This is a genomic window from Rhodoflexus caldus (assembly GCF_021206925.1).
Lineage (GTDB): Bacteria > Bacteroidota > Bacteroidia > Cytophagales > Thermoflexibacteraceae > Rhodoflexus > Rhodoflexus caldus.
Window position 1 is genome coordinate 19,524 of record NZ_JAJPRF010000007.1, and the last position, 18,783, is coordinate 38,306.

Sequence of the window (18,783 nt, forward strand, 5' to 3'; positions counted from 1 at the left end):
TTGATTTTTTTACACAAAGCACACTGATTTTCAATTGAATAGCAAATAATTCGCGTTAAACTGCGCAATTGATTAAAAGAACAGCACCACCGTCAAACCGACATCTCGGCGCAAAATACCCTGCAAGGCAGTTGTTAGCTGTCATCAAACCTCAATCAAGCCAACTTCCCGCAAAAAGGCATTGTGTTTGGCGGCGGCTTGGGCGGTCGGTTATATTTGCGATGAAAACTGCCCTGAAATGTTTTTTACAGTCTCTACACTCTCCTCATTAATTTAGCAGACAACTGCTCACTGCTGTTATGCAGGCTTTATCTCAATACCCCATTCCGTCAATATTTTTAAGACCGTTTTATCGGTTTGCTCATAGTAGGCTTTGTTGAGCGATTCATTTACCCGCTCATCTATCTGTTCCACAGGAATTTGCATATTTTGCCGTTTCAGGGTAGCGATAAAAACTTCTTTGAGTTTAGCGCCGACCATCCGGCGCACACGCTCGCAGTTGTATATCACATCGCGGAAACTGTCTTCCCAAAGAATTTGATTATCTGCGACATTCACAATGCGCAAGCTGCTCAGGTAGGTTACACCGATACCTTGGGCAATGCCTTCTTCTACACGAATATTTCCTATTTCGCGCTCGCCGGTATAAACAGTGAAACCGGACATCAGATGCGCGGCCGCAGTAACGCGCAGACCACGTGGGTCAATGATAGTGACAGCAGGTTGGTTATTATTTTGAACAATCAGCATGTTTTTTTCGGGTTTAAGGTTGGGGAAGATGATTATTTCAGTCTTTGGGTTGCATCCAGGCGGGTACGCACTTCGTTTTCTATCTGCGCACGATTTACCTGAATTTTTTGCCTCTTAGCGGCATCCATGATAGCCTCGGTGAGCATCTCTGCAGCTTCATGCGCAATAGCTTCTTCCGAATAGACACGGTAATGAAAGCTGCGCTCGGCAATCAGTTGATTATTGCGCGTGTAAATTTTCAGCCCGTTCAGAAAGGTGTATTTCCAGCCTTGTCCAATGTCTTCTTTGATAACAAAATCGTTGGTGAGGGAAATGGCAGCGAAGTAGGTATTGCCTGCGTTGCTTGTATAGCCTTCGGTAAGCAGTTTTTTGCCATCGGCAGAAACACTGAGGCGGGTACCATCAGGCAAAATAACTTTAAAGAGTGCGTTCATTTGAGAAACGTTTGCAAGGGCTGAGGTTGTCATATCTTCTGATGTTTAGATGTTTGAAGATTAATACCCTGCGTTTTGCAAACGTCTCCTTATGAACTGAATAAAAATTATTCTAAGGCTTCAGGTTTTGGGGTGTACCGCTTCAGTGCGTATTTTTTCCCGCGGAAAGTCAGGAAGTAAGTATCGTTTTGGGTGCGATCGTAGGTCAGAAAAAGCCCCAGCGACTGCTGAAAAGCACTGTCTTTCAGTTGCGTATCATCGGCTATAGGCACAAAAACTTGCAGCGTATCTCTGAAAAGATAGGTAGCGGCAGGGGCATCGGCAGGTGCTGCGGTCAGCCACAAAGGAATGAGCTGTTGTGCGGAGTCCACACCTGCAAAGCCCATACCCGTATTTTCCCGTGATTGAATGGTTTGCTGCGGAATCTGTAAAAGTTCCTGTGCAGGTTTTTTCGTTTGTGCCAGTTGCGGTTGTTCCTGCTTATTCCATTGCCAATAGGCAGCAATACCTGCCGCCAGTACAACAGCCGCCGCCGCTGCATAGCGAATGGTTACGGTAAGTACATTTTGCCGTTTTATTTCTTTGTCATAAGCCGCGAATCGTTTTTTGCGATGTTCGCGGGTGAGTGCGGCATCTACTGCCCGATGAGCAGCCACATAAGCCGCCAGTTCGGCATCGGTTTGGAGCCTTGCCTGAAAATTTTTGCGTTCGCTTTCGCTTAACTCGTTTGCCAGATAGCGCTCTACCAGCAAGGTGTCGTTGTCATTCAGTTCCATGTCAGTATTGTAGTTTTTTGTTCCACGCCGGAATCACTATTTCGCGCAGTTTTTCGCGACATTTATGAACAGCTTTTTTCAATGCTTCGCCGCTGCTTTTACCAAATTGGACTGCCAGTTCGTCGGAAGTCCCCCATTTGCGTTCATACCATGCATCTAACAATTGCCGGCACTGCTCCCCGATTTTAGAAAGCCCCAGCCTGAGCACTTGCAGTTGCTCTTCCTGCCATTCGGAGTCATTCTCTGCTGCGCCCAGAAACTTTTCCAAAATACCTGTCGGCGCATCGCCATCTTCATCATTGCCGCCATCGGCAACAATAGGCACGGTCGGATTTTCTTTGCGCACCAGCTTGTACCATTTCTTGGTTGCAATGCCCATCAGGTAGGTGCTCATCTTTGCCTCCAACTGAAAGTTGGCATCGCTGATTTTTTCCATTGCAACAATCATCGTTTCCTGATACAAGTCTTCTGCCTGTATTTCCGTAGTGCCTTTTTGCATGAGGTAGCGTACCACTTTGTTCTTGTACTTTTTATATAAATAAGCCTCAGCCTTGGGGTCATGCCGTTGTATGGCACGCACCAGTGCATGTTCATCGGCAAAGGGGTTGCCCAACGAAAGTATTTTCATGTGTATATACCGTGATGATTGTAAACGTTACCTGTTTATTGAAAAAAATTATTCTTCCGCAACATACCACTGTCTGAGCACTTTCCCGGAGTCGTCCAGTTCTGCCAGCAGGCCACACGCGGGAAAATACCAGCACTTGCTGCCCAATGCACGGGGATTGCCATGGGTTTTTATCAGGCTGTTACCGGTAGTTGGTGCATTGGTTTGTTTATACCAGATATATATTTTCTTTTCGGCAGTCTGTATCACAAGCGGTGAATTTTCCGCTTCGGTTTTCGCGCGGTATTCCATGCGGACAAACAGTGGCGAATCGCTGATGTTACGTGCCAGTAGCTGTTGAGTTGCAATCAGCGGCTCTTTGGGAATGACAGGCGGCTGACAATTCTTTTTGAATGATTCATCCTGATTCAACCACTGCCGAAGGGGTGCTGTCATGCGATAAACAACAGAAGAGCGGCTTTGAAAAACTTCCTGATTGGCTTTGCCGTACCAGATGCCTGTTTTAGTAACTTGCTCAAACAGAGCCGCAGCTTCATCATTGCGTCCAACTGTTGCATAGGCAATTGCTCCCATCGTCTGCCATGCCTGCTGATTCTGTAAAAACATGCCTTCCATTTCTTTTGTCCTGCCGATAACTGCTTCGGGATTACCTGATAACAGCCTCACAGCCATCCAGTTTAATAAAGCAGGCTGGTAGTTTTTATCTATAGCCAATGCTTTATCCAAATAGGTTATGCAACGATTTAGCAGTAGTTGCCGTGCGCCTGTAGCTGTTTCGCCGCGTTCTCTTGGTTTACGCAGTCGCACATCGCTTTCTACAGGCAAATAGTAAGGCATTTCCTGATTGTTAGTTTGTTCGATGACTTGCCACAGAAGCGCTACAGCTGCGTTGTTATAGGCTTCTTTGGGGCCTTTCAGACCGACTGCTTCATTCCGTTTAATGACGTACAAAAAAGCCTGTTCAGCTTGCGGATAGCTCCCTGTTGCCATCAGCAGTAACCCTGTGCGAAACGCTGCAATGAGTTCCTGTGCTTCTGTCTGACTTTCCCGAGCAGTAGCTATGCGCTCCTGTTTGGGCGGATAGCCTTCTAAACGGTCCGGCAACCGATAGTGTATGTAAATTTCACTCATCAGACCTTCGCAAATGTTATAGGGCTGATAGCCTGCAAGGTAAGCATAAAAAGCGCCCAGATAATCTGCCTGTTTTTCTGCTGCGGCATTAGGACTGCTGCTATTGGGTTCTTTGGCAAAGCGTTGTGGCTTACCAAATTGCGCAATCCACTGATGATTGGCATACAAGTGTACCAATTCGTGCCCTAAGAGCATGGCGAGCGCATCTTGCACATGATTACTGAATTTATTCAGGCACAAGTCATAAAGCGACTCCTGCATATCTATCACCGCTTGTCCATGGCGGTAGTTGAGCTCCAGAATCAGCTTGCTGTCGGGGTCAGCTGCATGAATACGCAATAAGGGAGCAACGCCATCGCCGGGGGGCTGCCCGAAGACCTCAATCAGCCGATTTAAAACTTGTCGGGCTGATTTCACCTTCGGGCTGGTGTCAGGCAGCAGTCGCTGTGCCCGCAAAGGTACCACAGCAAATATTAGCAGTAGTATGCAGAAGCAACAACGAATCATATCAGGAGGTATTAAAACACTGGATTAACGCAAAAAAAGCGCCTTTGGTCATTTTATGGTACAAAAAATTTATCCCTTGTGATAGGAACGTTTGCAGAAGGTCGGGTATTAAACCGCAAAAGCAAACCTTATGAAACAAATAGTTCGCAACATGATATGGCTGATAATCATTTGCTTATATGCAAATACAGCCGCTACGCAGGTAATGCCTGACAAAATCATTCAGGAATCGGCGAAAGCCATTGTCAAAATCAGGATGTATTCAAAAACAGGTAAAATCCGAATTTTTACCGGCTTTTTTATTGATGAAAGCGGCACCTGTATGACAGATCTTTATAATCTGGAGAACGCACTGTGGGGTAGTGTCATCACCGAAGACGGCAGTGAGTATGAGATAGATCGCATCACTGCGATTAGTCGCTCGTATAATGCGGCAAAGTTTACGCTCAAAAATACAAAGGGTAGAAAGTTTCCTTTCCTCAATATGGCAGCAGATCCCCGCAACGGCTATCGTTATGCCACTTTTATTCACTCATCTGAGGAAAAAGCTGCGATTTATTACGAAGGTATTATTCATAACCGCTTTATGAATCGCTACACAGACCATGAGTCCATGCACATATCTGCCTTGCCCCGTGAGCGCGAAGGATGGGGCGTACCACTTCTGAATGCCCGAGGAGAGGTAATAGGCATGGTAAGCTACATAGAAGATGAAAAAGATTTCATCGCGGAATACATAGCTCCGCCCGACAGCTGGGAAAAGACAGACCGCACAGTGATTGCCATGAATGAAGATAAAATTGTGCCATTGTTGCGTATCCCTGAAACAGAACCAAACCTGATTTATTATGCCATAGAGCTAACCCCAGAGACTACTTACGTATATGCGGCTTATACCCATACATGGATATATTATGCTAAGCAGTTTTTCCTTTGGAATGAGCGGGACCGTCAGCAGTTTGGCTTCTATATCAAAGACCGGAACACGGGGCGTATGTTTTACCTGAAGGAATCAACATTGGGCAGTAATGGTAAAGGGACGGAGGTAGAGCCCTGTATGACGCAATACTTCCGTTTGACTTTCCCGCCGCTGCCGCCCGATGTGCAGCAGATTGACCTCATAGAGGGTTCATTGCAGGAGTGGAATCTTTCGCAAATAGAGTTGCAGGCAAATCACCCGATTACCATGCGCTCTGTGGCCGAAAAAGAACACGCGCTCAGATACTATCTGCAAAAAATCAAAGTTGGAAAGAGTAATTATTACATGCAAAAGTTCAAACAGACCTTTGAGACGTATCCCGCGCAGCAAGAAATGGCACTTAACGGTCAGGCTTATGCCATGTTGTTCAACGGTGAATCAATAGATGATGTGGTCAGTATGCTGGAAAAATATACGCAGACTGCTAAACCTACTAATCTGACATGGCTCAATCTGTATCGCTTGTATCGCTGGCAGGAAAGTTATGACAAGGCGCTTACAGCCATCAATCGGGTAATTGAACTTACGCAGGGCGCACGCTTGCAGGAGTGGTATGCCGAAAGAGCAAGTCTGTACGAATATTTAAATGATTATGATGCCGCTTATAAAGATTGGGAAACGGCCTCCAAAGTATTCTATGTTGCATCGCAATACTCCCCCTGGATGTTTACTGCCTACAAAATGGCATGTGCCTATGAAGCAGGCAAGGCAGCACTCGCCAAAACCCAATATCAGGAATTGCAAAAGCAGTTGCGCGAATGGTCAGAAGCCAACAACAACGCACAGATAGGGGCAGGGTGGCAGGAATACATTGACCAATATGCACGGAAAATGGGGTTTAAATAAATTGAGAGCGATTGAGGTGGCGAAAACCCTTCGCCACCTCAATCTTCAATCCCCTCACTCACCTACCAGCACAAACGCACCCCAATAATACGGCTCGGGGTGCTTTTGGCGCAGTGCCGCCTGTGCTTCGTTGAACGCCTGCCGCTTGGGTTTCTTTTCTGCCAACCAACGGCGGTAAAAATCGCTCATCAACTCTTGCGTCGGCTCGTCGGCGACTTTCCAAAGGCTGTAAATGACCGCCTGCGCACCTGCAATCTGAAATGCCCGATGCAACCCGTACACGCCCTCGCCGTTTTTGCTCACACCCAAGCCCGTTTCACATGCCGACAGCACAACCAATTCCGTGCCGTCCAAGCGCAGCGATGCCGCTTCGTAGGCTGTCAAAATGCCGTCGTTCGTGCCGTCGGGGAGGCGCTCGCGGTTGTTGAGCGTATGCTCTGCTCCTGCCAAGTACAAGCCGCAGCGCAAGTAAGGATTCTCAAACGCACGTTCACCCTGCAAGCCCGACAGCGACAAACGCTCGGAATGCCGCTCGGCAACGGCTTCAAAAAATCCGTGCGTGGCAATGTGCAACACTTGCGGCGAACGCAACGCCCGCACCTGAGCTTCGCTTGCTTCGGCTTGTTGCCATACCCGATGCGCCACGTTTTGACTTGCCATGATGCGGCTGATGTTAGCAACTTCCGCTTTGGTGCCGGGCAACGGACTGATGCTGCCTGCCCGTTCTAAAGCGCGGTAGGTGGCATAGCCCGAAGCGGCGGCTAACAAACCCTCACTGTTGGCGGCTTTGGGCGCGGCGGCATAGTCAGGGAAGCCGAACAATGCGGCAGATTGTGTGGCAGGCGCAGCCTTGCGCGGCTGTACCAAGTCGCGCGTTGAGCCGACGATGTGAAGGTCTAAGCGGTCTGCCAAGTAGCCGCCTTGGGGGTGCGGCAGCGTCAGCAGGTTGATTTGATGAAAAACCCCATCGGGCGAAAGGTACACGGTGCGGAAATTGCCCAAACTGTCTAAGGTTTGCTGAATGGGCTGCCAGAACAGGCGGTACAGCGAATCAGCGGGCATGGTGCTTTCCTCTTCGGGTTCTACGCCCACGCCGCGCAGAGCAGCCACCGCCGCACGATAGCCTTGCGTGCCGCGGGCTTCCATCAAATCGCCGTGAGGTAAAATTACTGCCTGCGGTTGTTTCAGTTGCGGGGTCAGTACCAAAGCCGCATAGCGGACGGTATCTTTCCACTGTTTATCATACAGGCGAAAACGAACGATTTCCACAGCGGCTTGGTCGGGTTGCAAGCGTTTTTGTACCTCCTGCCAACGGGTAACTTTCAACTGATTATCCTTAGCTTTTGCGGCAAGTTGCTTTTCTATCTCGTTGATTTTGATTTCCAAATTGTCAATTGCCTCAATATCCGGCTCGGATGTATTGAGCATTTCAAGCCATTTTTGTTTGGCTGATTCCCATGCATCCATGGTTTGCAATAATTTTTCATCGTTGGCAGCCAAAATATTCAACCGAAGTCGGATAGTACTTTGCAAAAGAATACCCTTCAGCAGTAAGACATTGTCGTACATGTGTCCCGCAATGGCAGGATTAGCTTTTTTGCGCTTCAGAACAAAGGAACTAAACTTCTCAAATTCATCGGCAACGGTTGCGAGTAAATTTTCCCGCTCTTTTTCGGAAAGCAGATGTAAAAACTCGCTCAAGTGCTTATAGATAATTTCTTGCGATTGCAGCAGCAAAGGCTCTGCTTTCTGATAGGCATCTTCATCGGTATAAGTTGCTGCCGATTGGGATAAAAATTTTGCATAATCCATATGGCTTTCGCCAACAGTTGTTCTGTAAATGCCGCCCGCCTGCCGATAAAGTGCTTGAGATTTTACAAAGTCTTTCAATTTGCCTTTCACTCTTGCCCAATTCGTCAACAGGTGTGCAATTTCGGGGTGATTTTCACCTAAAGTTTGCTTTTGGACTTGGAAAGCCTTTTGCAGCATTTCGTCTGCTTTGGAAAGTTCCCCGCATCTTTCGTACAAAGCGGCAGCCTGTATGAGCGAACGTATATAATCAGGGTGACTTTCGCCGAGTACTTCTTTGCGGGTATGCCATACGTGCAGATGCAGTTTTGCCGCTTCGGGGTTATTTTGCATCTGATACAATTGTGCGATGGCGTATAGAACGTTTAAATATTGAGGATTTTTTTCACCTAAAACTTCTTTTTTGACGATTGCGGCTTGCTGATAGTTAGCGGCAGCTTTTTTGTAATCCCACAAGTTGACGTACAAGTCGCCTAATCGCTGCAATGTGTTGGCATAATCGATGTGTTTTTCGCCGAGCAGTTGTTTTTGTATGGCGGCAGTTTGTTCATAGAGCAACGCGGCTTGATGAAAAGCCCCTTGCTTGTGATAGACGGTTGCCATACATTCCAACATTGCCGCGTAAAGAGGCGATTTTTTACCGAATGTTTTCTCGTGAATTCCGATTGCTTCTTTAACTGTAACAAGTGCTTTGGAATAAGCCGCCATGTCGGTGTAAAGCAACGCCAATTGATAAAGGGAGGCAACGTAATCCGTGTGATTTTTCCCTAAAACATTTTTGCGGATGTTCAATCCTTGTTGCAGTGCGGGCAACGCTTTGCCATACTCGCCTTTGATTCGGTAGAGGCTTCCCATGTTTGTCAGCAAGGCGGCAAACTCGGGATGACGCTCGCCTAGGCGGCTTTTTTGCTTATTTAACGATTGTTCGTACAACTCAAGTGCGCGATTGTATGCCCCTTGTATTCTGTAAATATCGGCTAATTGTACGGCTATGGATACGGTGAGGGGATGCTCCTCACCCGTTTTATTTTTAGAGATTTGATAGGCTTGCTCAAGCAGAGGGCGCGCTTTGTCGTATTGTCCGTTTTTTTGAAAAATTTGTGCCAATCGGGTAATACTTCTCTGATAGTCGCGGTGTTCTTCGCCTTGAGAGACTTTTCTGACAGCTACGGCTTGTTCATAGCTCTGCTCGGCTTTTTTAAAATCGCTCATATCCTCATAAAGCCCTGCCAAATTTTCCAGAAAATCGGCAAAATCGGGATGGTTTTTATTGGCAAAACCGTTGCGCATGTTAACAGCCGCTATAATCAGGGGCAAGGCTTTATCGTAATCGCCCATGCTGCGATACAACGCCCCGATTTGGTTCAATACAGCCGCATAGCCGATGTGGCGTTCGCCTAAGGTGATTTTACAGATGTCTTTTGCCTGTTCAAAACAAGCCATCGCTTTGCGATAATTGCCCATTTTCTGATGTATGCGTCCAATACTCATCAGCGACTGGGCATAAGCCAGATGCTTTTTCCCGAATTCGTCTTTCCGTATGTCTAACGCTTGTTCTGCCAACGAGAGGGCTTGCGCATACTCTCCTTCCAGCAGGCGAATATTGGCTAATCCACTGATTACCTGTGCAATAGCTTGCCTGTTAGCGGGCATACGGGTATTTCTGATTTGCAAAACTTTTTGCATAAGCGAATCGGCAAGTGCATAATTATCCATGCTTTGGTAAATGATGGCGGCATGATACAACGCTACCGCCTGATTTTCCGAGTCGGGAGCAGCCGTTGCTACGGCTTTTTGTGCCGTTGTCAGTGCTTCTTGAAGCGCTCCTTTCTGATACAAATAAAGCGTTTGGCTGTAGAGTTTGTCCCATTCTGTGGCTTGCTGTGCATAAACAAACGAAACATAAAACAATAAAATCAGCGTGATGGCAAATTTCATGGCGGTTTGGCTTATCAATTTATCAAGAATAACGATGCGGCAGGATTAAAATTATTGCTTTCCCGCAAAGGCACAAACAAAAAATCCTCTTGCAAGGCTTTAAGAAATTTTTTCGGCAATCAGGCGGGACGTTTTGCCCGCGACGGTATTAAGCCATAGGACACAACGCCGAAAGTCCCTAAAAACAGGCAGCGAAAGCCAAAAAGCTGATAGAGTAGGCAAATTTCATTTCATTATTACCATGTACAATTTAAAAAAAGTGTGTTTTATTTTCCTATTTGCGCTCTATGGCACAATCGCTTGTGCACAAGTAACGCTTATGCCGCGTGTGGGTGGTAGCATGACTCGTCCTGTTTCCAACTATACCGATGATTTTTATGTATCCGAAGAACTTAACTTCTCGTGGGGAGCCGGGTTTTCCGCAGGCATGGATATCCTGATTCCGATTTCAGGAGGTTTTTCTGTCCAGCCGGGTATTGGCATTGCCCGAAAAACAGGTAAAGTATTTTACAAAGGTGTTTCACGCAGCTATACACATACACATGACATCAAAGGAAGTGGTTTTTTCATAGAACCTTCTGCGCTTTTACGCTTTGATTTAGATGCCGACCAACGCAATTCTTCACTCTATTTTGTGGCAGGACCGACTTTGAGCATTATTGCAGGTGGCAGTGTGGATGATAACTACCTTATGGTTACTAATAGAAGTAATCAGATTGTTTTTAGTGAAAATAAGAGTGCCTTAAAAATTACAGGTTTAGAATCTCAGGAAATTGTACAGCCTTTGGGACTTTCAGGCATAGTGGGTATAGGTTATCGTCTTTCGCTGGGTGGCATTGCAGCTTTTGCCGATGTGCGCTATCAACATGGTTTGATGAGCTATGTAAACGGTAAATACTTTCAACAGCAAGACGGTTGGGATTTTCAACCTACCCTGCGTAAAAATACCCTTGCCTTGAATTTTGGTATTGCGCTGCCGTTGGGTAAATAATCTCAATTGGATTGCCGTTGTTAGTATTCCACCACATAACGGCAATCCAATTTTCATTACTTTTATATTATTCACCAAACTTTAACTCTGATGAAAAAAATCTGTTAGTATTAGCAGTTTTTGTAGGTCTGAGCTTTGCAGCACAGGCACAAAATGACGGTAAATCGCCCAACGTAGGCGATAAAAAAGAAATCAATGCCGAAGAATCCGAACAACTCAATCAGCTTGCCATGGCGCAGTCGCTCGCTGTTTATGGCAAAAAGAACAATTTAGTAGAGGCATTGGTTCTGGCAGCCAAAATGCTTCGCCAAATGCCGGGCTATGACAAACTGGCAGCAGAGAAAAAACCGAAGGCGAAGGAGTAGCTTCTGAAAAAGAAAGCAGTGCCATGATTGTATTGGAAAAAGCAGCACTATTGGCAGAAGCCCGCAAAATAGCAGACAAAGACAAAGCGCTCAACGAACTGATTGCAAGCGTAGAAAAAACCCCCAAGTCGCCGCGGAGCGGTGGGCGGTGCCAAAGTAGCCTATGAGAAGGTATTGGCACTCAGTACAGACACATATGCAGTTCGCTTTACAGGTGGCAGTCGCGCTTATGTGGCTATCAACGGCGACGGCGATACCGACTTGGATTTGTTTGTCTATGACGAAAACGACAACTTAATTGCCAAAGACGACGACCATTTAGACCGTTGCGTGGTAGAGTGGTATCCTAAATGGACGGGGCCTTTTGTGATTAAAGTTAAGAATCTGGGGCGCGTTTACAACAACTATCGGATAGTTACGAATGACGACTGTAATCACTTTCTCACGTAAGAGATTAAAAGTCAATTGATTAAACCTGACAGGTCTTGAAAGACCTATCAGGTTTTTCTATAAACCGACGGTTCGGGATTCAGGATTAAAAAATCCATGAAAAACCCGTATCACCCGTGGGTTTGACGCTTTGCTTGGCTCAATTACTTATCCGTTAATTGCTCTTTGCGTTTTTCACGTACTTCTCTAACCACTGATCCATTTCCCACAGCATGTGCATCACCGATTCTTTGGCACGGTAGCCGTGGCTTTCGTGCGGCAGCAGCACAAAACGGGTAGTTGCGCCGTGCCCTTTCAGCGCATTGTAGAAACGCTCGCTCTGAATAGGAAAAGTGCCGGAGTTGTTATCGGCCTCGCCGTGAATCAGCAGGATAGGTTCTTTGATTTTGTCGGCATACATAAACGGCGACATTTGGCTGTAAACTTCGGGAACTTCCCAGAAAGTACGTTCTTCGCTTTGGAATCCAAACGGTGTCAAAGTGCGGTTATAAGCACCGCTGCGGGCAATTCCTGCACGGAAGTAGTCGGTATGTGCCAGCAAGTTAGCCGTCATAAATGCGCCGTAGGAGTGGCCGCCTACTGCAATGCGGTTTTTGTCCATTACGCCTAAGCGTGTACCCTCCTCTATCAAGGCTTTGGAGTTCAGGTCTAATTGCTGCACGAAAGAATCGTTCGGCTGTTTGTCGCCCTCGCCCACAATAGGCATGGCGGCGTTGTCAAATACGGCGTAACCTCTTGTTACCCAGAAGATGGGCGAGCCCCATGAAAGGCGCGTAAAGCGATACGGCGAACCGCTTACCTGACCTGCCGCCGCCGCACTCTTGTACTCGCGCGGATAAGCCCACACAAAAGAAGGCAGTGGGCCGTCTTCTTTTTTATAGCCGGCAGGTAGGTACAAATCGGCGCTCATTTCAACGCCATCGGCACGTTTGTACTTGATTAGTTGCTTGGTTACACCTTTCAGCCCTTCATACGGATTGGGGAAGAAGGTCAGTTGTGTGATTTGCTTTTTCTTCAAATCGCGCAGGAAATAGTTCGGATTTTCGGTGGTTGATTCACGCACCGTAATCAACAGTTGCTTTTCGTTATTGATGATATCCACCGGACGCTCGTAGTAAGGGGCTTCCGAACGCCACAAACGGGTAGCTTTTTTGGTTGTCAGGTTGAATAAATCAACAAACGGACGGTCGCCTTCGGGTGAAGCACCTGTGCCAAAGAAAAAGATAGTGTTGTCTTTCTGGATGTCTAACACACTGCGGCCGTAGGCATTGCGCTTGGTGCGGGGCGAGCCCGGGTCGGTGTAAGTATCTTCATAGGAGCGGTCAAACAGCACCACAGGGGCTGCCTGTGCATCAGGATGAATGATTTGTACCACCTCTTTGCGGGTAGCCCACCAACGCTCGCGGGCGAAAGCCATTTTTTCGTTGCCCCAAGTAATGCCCGTAAAACGGAATTTTGTGGCCAGAATTTCTTTGGGCTGTCCGTCAAACGGAGCGTTCAGTGCAAATACGCGGTCGCGGATAGCTACTTCCTTTTTGGGGTCGCCTTCATCCTGTGCCTCTACCCATACGATGGTGGCAGGTGCATCGGCACGCCAAGTGTGGCGGCGCGGCCCTGTCGGAACGGCATCAAAACCTGTGGGTAGGTTCTCTGCCAGCGGGCGCTCTGTCAAAACTTTTACCTGTTTGCCCGTAGCAGCGTCATAAACGGCTACCTGATAGGGGAAATTATTGACAGGCACTAAGTAAGAAAACGGGCGTTTGATTATCTGCATCATCACAAAACGACCATCGGGGGAAGCAGATGCATCGCCAATCATGCCCGCATCGCCAATCATGGTCAGCGAACCGTTCAAATCGGTAATGGCAGTTTGTGCAGTTGCATAATATTCAAAAATCTTTTCGTCGGAGGGCGATTTCAACAAATCCTGATAGGTGCGTGCCGGTGCGCGTTTGCCCACATTTTCCTGAACCACAGGGCCTTGCGGTACGTTATCGGGAGCAGGAGCGGCACCGCGGCCTTGCGGCACAATGGTACAAAGCAGGCGGTTGCTGTCGTTCATCCACTCAAAAGGGTTGCCCAGCACGCTGTTCAGCGCAAAGTTGCCCACGCGCTTGGCCGTTGCAGTTGCCACGTCAATTACCCACAGTTCAATGTGCTTGTCGGTAGTATGTGCAAAAGCGATTTTCTTTTCATCGGGCGACCATGATACGTTGGAAATCAGCGGATTGGCAGGCATACCTTTTATCTCTATTTCCTCCTTACCCATCAACTTGCGCAATTTGATGCCGATAATGTAACCGGCACGGCTCGGGCCGTTGGTATTGGGGTTGATGCGCAAACCGGCCAGTCGCAACTCGGGTTGGGCGAGCTCAGCAATGCTCGGCAGTTCAGACTGCATGAGTAGCACCATCCATTCTCCCTTGCTGTCAATGCTTACAGCCGGTGTAGAAGGGGCATTTACCAAATCAACGATAGATTGAGGCGGCGTTTGGTACTTGATGTCTGTTTGTGCCAGCAAATTTGCGGCAGGGCTTAAACCACACAACAGCAGCACAGCACCTTGAAACAGTAGTTTTTTCATAGTTAAATCTGTGTTGTTTAACGAATATGCCAAAGGTAAACATTTTTTCCGTTTGCGTGAGGCTGGTTCATGCAACAGCCAATGACCAATAGGCAGTTGCTATCTTCCGCAAATGCAGTGTTTTTCACAAATCACTTGCGCTTTTGATACAATCCATTCAGCGAAATATCAGCACGCACAACTTGAAGTGTCCAATTGCTTAAACAGTAACCGCAAAGTGCAAAAACTGCCGTTTTTTTATTAGTTTGAGTGCATGAAACGGAACATGTATTTGACAGGATGGCTATTGCTCGGCATATGGTTGCTGAATGCTTGCAAGAGTTCGGAAAAAACAACAGCGGCAGCATTGCCTGCGCTTTCGGCCGCCGAGATTCTGAAACGGGCTGTGGCTGCTGCCGGCGGCGACACATGGCAGCGCCCGCAAACTTTGGTTTTACAAGGCACTGCCGATTTTTTCCCCGACGGGCGGCAGGATATGAAAATGCACTTTGACAAATATGCCATGTACCGCGTCTATCCGCCCGAAAACGACGAAGCCCACAAAGCCAACGGGCGCGTACGTTTTGATGCGGCAGAAGGCGACTCCGTATTTTTCAAATTGGCTTTTGACGGCAAAACCTCATCCACCTACCTCGCGCCCAAGGCCAAGCCCTACGAAAAACATTTTGCATGGAGCAACAACTTCGGTTTCGGCATCATCCGCTTTGCCGATTCGCCGGGTTTCAGGCTGGATTTGCTTGCCAACGACCAAGTAGAAGGTTTTCCTTGTTACTTCATCCAAATTACCGACCCCAAACAGAGCAAAACCTTGTTTGCGATAGATGCTAAAAATTTCTACATCCGCATGGTAGGTTTTGATACAGAAGTAGGCTATCACTATCGCATTTACTCCGATTTCAAACAAGCACCTAATGTTTCCTTTTTGCAACCTACCCGTGTGCGTCTCTATTTTGAAGGGGCAAAATGGATGGATATCCATTGGAAACAATTTGCTGTTAATCAGCCAATTGACCCGCAAGTGTTTGTAGCAGCGGGCAAATAGGCTTTTTTTAAGCAAGTAAAATTAAACGGGGTTCGGGATTTGGATGCGGGATTTGCCGTTTTCAGTTCTTTATCATCTGACTATCAATTTGTTATGAAAAATTTTTACCGCATTGTACTGCTTTGCACGCTTTGGCATACAATCACTTTGGCACAGTCGCCCAAGCGGGAGTTTCGCGGGGTATGGGTTGCCCACGTAAGCAATATTGACTGGCCGAGCCGCCGCGACCTGACCGCCCAACAGCAACGGCAGGAGTTTATCAGCTTGCTGGATGAGCATAAACGCAACGGTATCAATGCGGTGGTTGTGCAGGTTCGCAGTGCCTGTGATGCGATATACCCCAGTGAAATTGAGCCATGGAGCGAATGGCTGACAGGCAGGCAGGGACAAAACCCGGGCTATGACCCACTGGCATTTATGATTGCCGAAGCCCGCAAACGTGGCATGGAGTTTCACGCATGGTTCAATCCTTTTCGTGCCGTTACCGATGTGCGCTCGGCAAGTATTGCGCCCAATCATATCAGCGTTACCCGCCCCGAGTGGATACTGGCCTATGGCAATTTGCGCATCCTCAACCCGGGTATCCCCGAAGCAAGGGCGCACATCCTACGCGCTGTAATGGACGTGGTACGCAAATACGATATTGATGCCGTACACTATGACGATTATTTTTACCCGTATCCTGTTACGGGGCAAACGCTGGACGATGAGGCTACTTTCCGTGCTTTCGGACGCGGAATTGCCAACATAGACGACTGGCGACGCGACAATATAGACCTTTTCATTCGTGCCTCTTACGACAGCATCCGCGCTGCAAAGCCTTGGGTTAAGTTTGGCGTATCGCCTTTTGGCATCTGGCAAAACCGCAGCACTGCCCAACCGCTTGGCTCGGCTACCTCCGGTTTACAAAGTTTCAGCGCTATTTATGCCGATTCGCGCAAATGGGTAGAACAACAATGGATGGACTATGTAGCCCCCCAAATTTATTGGACAATCGGCTTCAACGCCGCACGCTATGAAGTATTAGTGCCTTGGTGGGCACAAAACAGCTTCGGCAGGCACTTGTACATTGGGCAAGGTGCCTACCGCATCAACGAAACAGGCTCAGATGCCAACTGGCGCAACCCCAATCAGGTGCCGGAGCAAGTGCGCCTGAACCGCCGTACCGCCGAAGTGCGTGGCAATATCTTTTTTAGTTCCCGCTCGCTGGCTGCTAACCCGCTGGGATTTCGCGATTCGCTGCGCAACGACTTGTTCCGCCTGCCCGCCGTGATTCCGCCGATGCCGTGGAAAGACAATGCAGCGCCGGCAGCCCCCCAAAACCTGACCGCTACCGTTGTGCGCAACGGTGTGGAATTGCGCTGGAACAAGCCTCCGGGCACACAGCCGCTGGATGCCACACGCTATTTTGCCGTTTATCGCTTTGAAGCGGGCAGCAACATCAATACAGACGATGCACGCGCCATTCGTATCATTACTCCGAATGATACTACCGCCTTTACCGATGAAACCAACACATTGGCCGATGTACGCTACACCTACGTAGTTACGGCATTTGACCGCCTGCACAATGAAAGTCCGCCGTCTAATCCTGTAAGCGTGCTGGTAACTTCCACCGAAGAAGCAGTTGCTCGTGTCGGTCAGCTTTTTCAGAACTATCCCAATCCGTTTGCACAGGAAACCCGCATCCGCTACTACTTGCCCCAACGCAGCGAAGTGCTGTTACAAGTGTATGACCTGACAGGCAAGCCCGTAGCCATCCTTGCCGAAGGGATGCAAGAATCCGGTACACACGAACTTACATTTGATGCCGACCGTTTATCGGCAGGGGTGTATATTTGTACGCTCCATACGGCCTATATGCAAATCAGCAGGCGCATGGTATTGGTGAAATAATCGCACAACCATAAATCAACTCATATGACGGCGCATTTTTACAAGAAACTTTACAAAAACATCGGCGTATTGCTCTATGCCATTGCCAAAGCCGACGGCCAAATTCAGGACAAGGAAATTAAGGTCATCCACCGAATTGTGGTAGAAGACCTTGCGCCACTGGAAGAAAGTGTAGATAACTTCGGCACGGATGCCGCCTTTTTTGCCGAATTTGAATTTGAGATTTTGCAAGACCGCGACATCAGCGCACAGAAAGCGTTTGACCGATTCGTTGCATTTGCCAAAGAAAACCAGAAAAATCTTTCCCCTGAACTGCGCGCGCTTATTGTCAAAAGCGTAGAGAAAGTAGCAGCGGCCTATCGCGGCACCAACAAAGCCGAGGCAGAAATGATTGAATCGCTGAAAAAGCATCTGCTCTAAATTTTTTTTCACAAACAGGGAACGTTTGAAAAACTGCGGTATTAAATAGCAGAAAACACTCAATCAAGCGTTCCCTATGAAAAAGTTTCAGCTCATCCTGTTCGTTATCCTGCTGTTGGCAGCCAATGCCTTTTCCCAAAACCCTGAGGCTGTTTTTAAGAAAGCCATCAAATCTTCTGTCAATGTGATTGGCAAAAACCAGTCCGGTTCAGGGTTCTTTGTGCTGCCTGATGTGGTGGCCACCAACTTCCACGTGATTGAAGGCGAAGGCGAAATTGAAATCCATGCCAACGATTCCGAGCAAAAATGGAAGGTAACAGGTGTGGTCGGCTATGACATTGCTGCCGACTTAGCTCTTTTACAAGTAAACGGCAAAGGTCAGCCGCTTGCCTTGGGCAGCAACCCGCAGGTAGGACAACAGGTGTTCACCATTGGCCGACCGCTGGGCCTGTCCGCCACTTTCACCGACGGACTTATCAGCGGTATGCGCAGTTTTGATGATATTGAGCACCTGCAAATCAGCGTACCCATTTCATCGGGTAACAGCGGAGGGCCACTGATTAACCTGCAAAATGAGGTAATAGGTGTCATCGTAGGGTCAATGGTACGCGGCCAAAACCTCAACTTTGCCATCCATGTCAATCATCTGAAAACCCTTTTGCAGAATCGCTTTAACACACCGATGCCATTAGTTAATCTGCTCAAAGCGATGGTAGTAGAAACGCAGCGCTCTGCAACAGGCTACACCAACGAGGCCGCCTTTATTGCCGATGTGCTTACCATGTTGAACGATTTCAGAAAAGGCCCGTGGCCAAGTCAATACGGTTTGAGTGCCTGCAAAAACAACCTGACATGGAACGACTTACTGGCACAGGCGGCACTCTCTACATTAGACAAAGTTAAAGGCGCAGCCCCGATGACGGTAAAAACTTATGACGGAGAAACCTCTATGCAACGCGCTCTGCTGGCAGGCGTAAAGGCCAATGGTATCCACGAAATGCTTATCCACGGTCATGAAAACATAGAAGATTGCCTGAATGCATGGATAAAATTCCCGCAATTCCGCAACAAAATTTTAGACCCGCGCATCAGAGAGATAGGTATTGCACGCCAAGGGAAATACTGGTCTATGATGCTATTGTATTGATAGCGTAGTTTCAGTTACTCAAATAAAGCCATCCCGCATTTTTCGGGGTGGCTTTTTTATTGAACGCGAATTTAAATGCTATGGAATCTT

16 protein-coding genes are annotated in these 18,783 nt (G+C 47.8%); 9 read left to right on the forward strand and 7 right to left on the reverse strand.

Features of this window, described 5'->3' with window-relative positions:
- Positions 1 to 297: 297 nt before the first annotated feature.
- The 5 genes from NDK19_RS09580 to NDK19_RS09600 form a co-directional block, all read right to left on the reverse strand.
- On the reverse strand, positions 298 to 750 hold the full coding sequence (locus tag NDK19_RS09580; RefSeq protein WP_250631657.1) for a hypothetical protein: 453 nt from the start codon (positions 748 to 750) through the stop codon (positions 298 to 300).
- A gap of 32 nt (positions 751 to 782) precedes the next feature.
- Complete coding sequence (locus NDK19_RS09585; protein ID WP_250631658.1) at positions 783 to 1,217, reverse strand: hypothetical protein; 435 nt, start codon at positions 1,215 to 1,217, stop codon at positions 783 to 785.
- A gap of 74 nt (positions 1,218 to 1,291) precedes the next feature.
- Positions 1,292 to 1,960 (reverse strand): anti-sigma factor family protein, encoded by a 669-nt coding sequence (locus NDK19_RS09590; RefSeq protein WP_250631659.1) that lies wholly within the window; start codon positions 1,958 to 1,960, stop codon positions 1,292 to 1,294.
- A gap of 1 nt (position 1,961) precedes the next feature.
- Positions 1,962 to 2,588, reverse strand: a complete 627-nt coding sequence (locus NDK19_RS09595; protein WP_250631660.1) for an RNA polymerase sigma factor — start codon at positions 2,586 to 2,588, stop codon at positions 1,962 to 1,964.
- A 48-nt stretch (positions 2,589 to 2,636) separates the two neighbouring features.
- A complete protein-coding gene (locus NDK19_RS09600) occupies positions 2,637 to 4,184 on the reverse strand; it encodes a M48 family metalloprotease (protein ID WP_250631661.1) in 1,548 nt (515 codons plus the stop codon).
- A 172-nt stretch (positions 4,185 to 4,356) separates the two neighbouring features.
- On the opposite strand from NDK19_RS09600, the gene NDK19_RS09605 reads away from it, so the two are divergent.
- Positions 4,357 to 6,051: a serine protease gene (locus tag NDK19_RS09605; protein ID WP_250631662.1), complete on the forward strand. Its 1,695-nt coding sequence runs from the start codon at positions 4,357 to 4,359 to the stop codon at positions 6,049 to 6,051.
- Positions 6,052 to 6,105: 54 nt separating this feature from the next.
- Here NDK19_RS09605 and NDK19_RS09610 read toward each other — a convergent pair whose 3' ends face one another.
- Positions 6,106 to 9,798 carry a CHAT domain-containing protein gene (locus tag NDK19_RS09610; protein WP_250631663.1) on the reverse strand — a complete coding sequence of 1,231 codons (3,693 nt, stop codon included), beginning with the start codon at positions 9,796 to 9,798 and terminating at the stop codon, positions 6,106 to 6,108.
- Positions 9,799 to 10,039: 241 nt separating this feature from the next.
- On the opposite strand from NDK19_RS09610, the gene NDK19_RS09615 reads away from it, so the two are divergent.
- The 4 genes from NDK19_RS09615 to NDK19_RS09630 are packed head-to-tail and all read left to right on the forward strand — an operon-like array spanning position 10,040 to position 11,604.
- A complete protein-coding gene (locus NDK19_RS09615; RefSeq protein ID WP_250631664.1) occupies positions 10,040 to 10,789 on the forward strand; it encodes an outer membrane beta-barrel protein in 750 nt (249 codons plus the stop codon).
- A gap of 11 nt (positions 10,790 to 10,800) precedes the next feature.
- Positions 10,801 to 11,154 (forward strand): hypothetical protein, encoded by a 354-nt coding sequence (locus NDK19_RS09620; RefSeq protein WP_250631665.1) that lies wholly within the window; start codon positions 10,801 to 10,803, stop codon positions 11,152 to 11,154.
- Between the two features lie 23 nt (positions 11,155 to 11,177).
- On the forward strand, positions 11,178 to 11,321 hold the full coding sequence (locus NDK19_RS09625) for a hypothetical protein (protein WP_250631666.1): 144 nt from the start codon (positions 11,178 to 11,180) through the stop codon (positions 11,319 to 11,321).
- Positions 11,296 to 11,604 (forward strand): hypothetical protein, encoded by a 309-nt coding sequence (locus tag NDK19_RS09630; protein WP_250631667.1) that lies wholly within the window; start codon positions 11,296 to 11,298, stop codon positions 11,602 to 11,604. The genes NDK19_RS09625 and NDK19_RS09630 overlap by 26 nt, the downstream gene beginning before the upstream one ends.
- 154 nt (positions 11,605 to 11,758) lie before the next feature.
- Here NDK19_RS09630 and NDK19_RS09635 read toward each other — a convergent pair whose 3' ends face one another.
- Positions 11,759 to 14,188, reverse strand: a complete 2,430-nt coding sequence (locus tag NDK19_RS09635; protein WP_250631668.1) for a S9 family peptidase — start codon at positions 14,186 to 14,188, stop codon at positions 11,759 to 11,761.
- 253 nt (positions 14,189 to 14,441) lie between these two features.
- Here NDK19_RS09635 and NDK19_RS09640 point away from each other — a divergent pair, with 253 nt between their 5' ends.
- The 4 genes from NDK19_RS09640 to NDK19_RS09655 all read left to right on the forward strand — a co-directional run bounded on the left by NDK19_RS09640 (position 14,442) and on the right by NDK19_RS09655 (position 18,693).
- Positions 14,442 to 15,230: a hypothetical protein gene (locus NDK19_RS09640; protein WP_250631669.1), complete on the forward strand. Its 789-nt coding sequence runs from the start codon at positions 14,442 to 14,444 to the stop codon at positions 15,228 to 15,230.
- Between the two features lie 93 nt (positions 15,231 to 15,323).
- Complete coding sequence (locus NDK19_RS09645) at positions 15,324 to 17,126, forward strand: family 10 glycosylhydrolase (protein WP_250631670.1); 1,803 nt, start codon at positions 15,324 to 15,326, stop codon at positions 17,124 to 17,126.
- Positions 17,127 to 17,150: 24 nt separating this feature from the next.
- Entirely contained in the window at positions 17,151 to 17,546 is a 396-nt protein-coding gene (locus NDK19_RS09650; protein ID WP_250631671.1) for a hypothetical protein, read from the forward strand.
- 76 nt (positions 17,547 to 17,622) lie between these two features.
- Entirely contained in the window at positions 17,623 to 18,693 is a 1,071-nt protein-coding gene (locus NDK19_RS09655; protein ID WP_250631672.1) for a trypsin-like peptidase domain-containing protein, read from the forward strand.
- The last annotated feature ends 90 nt before the right edge of the window (positions 18,694 to 18,783 follow it).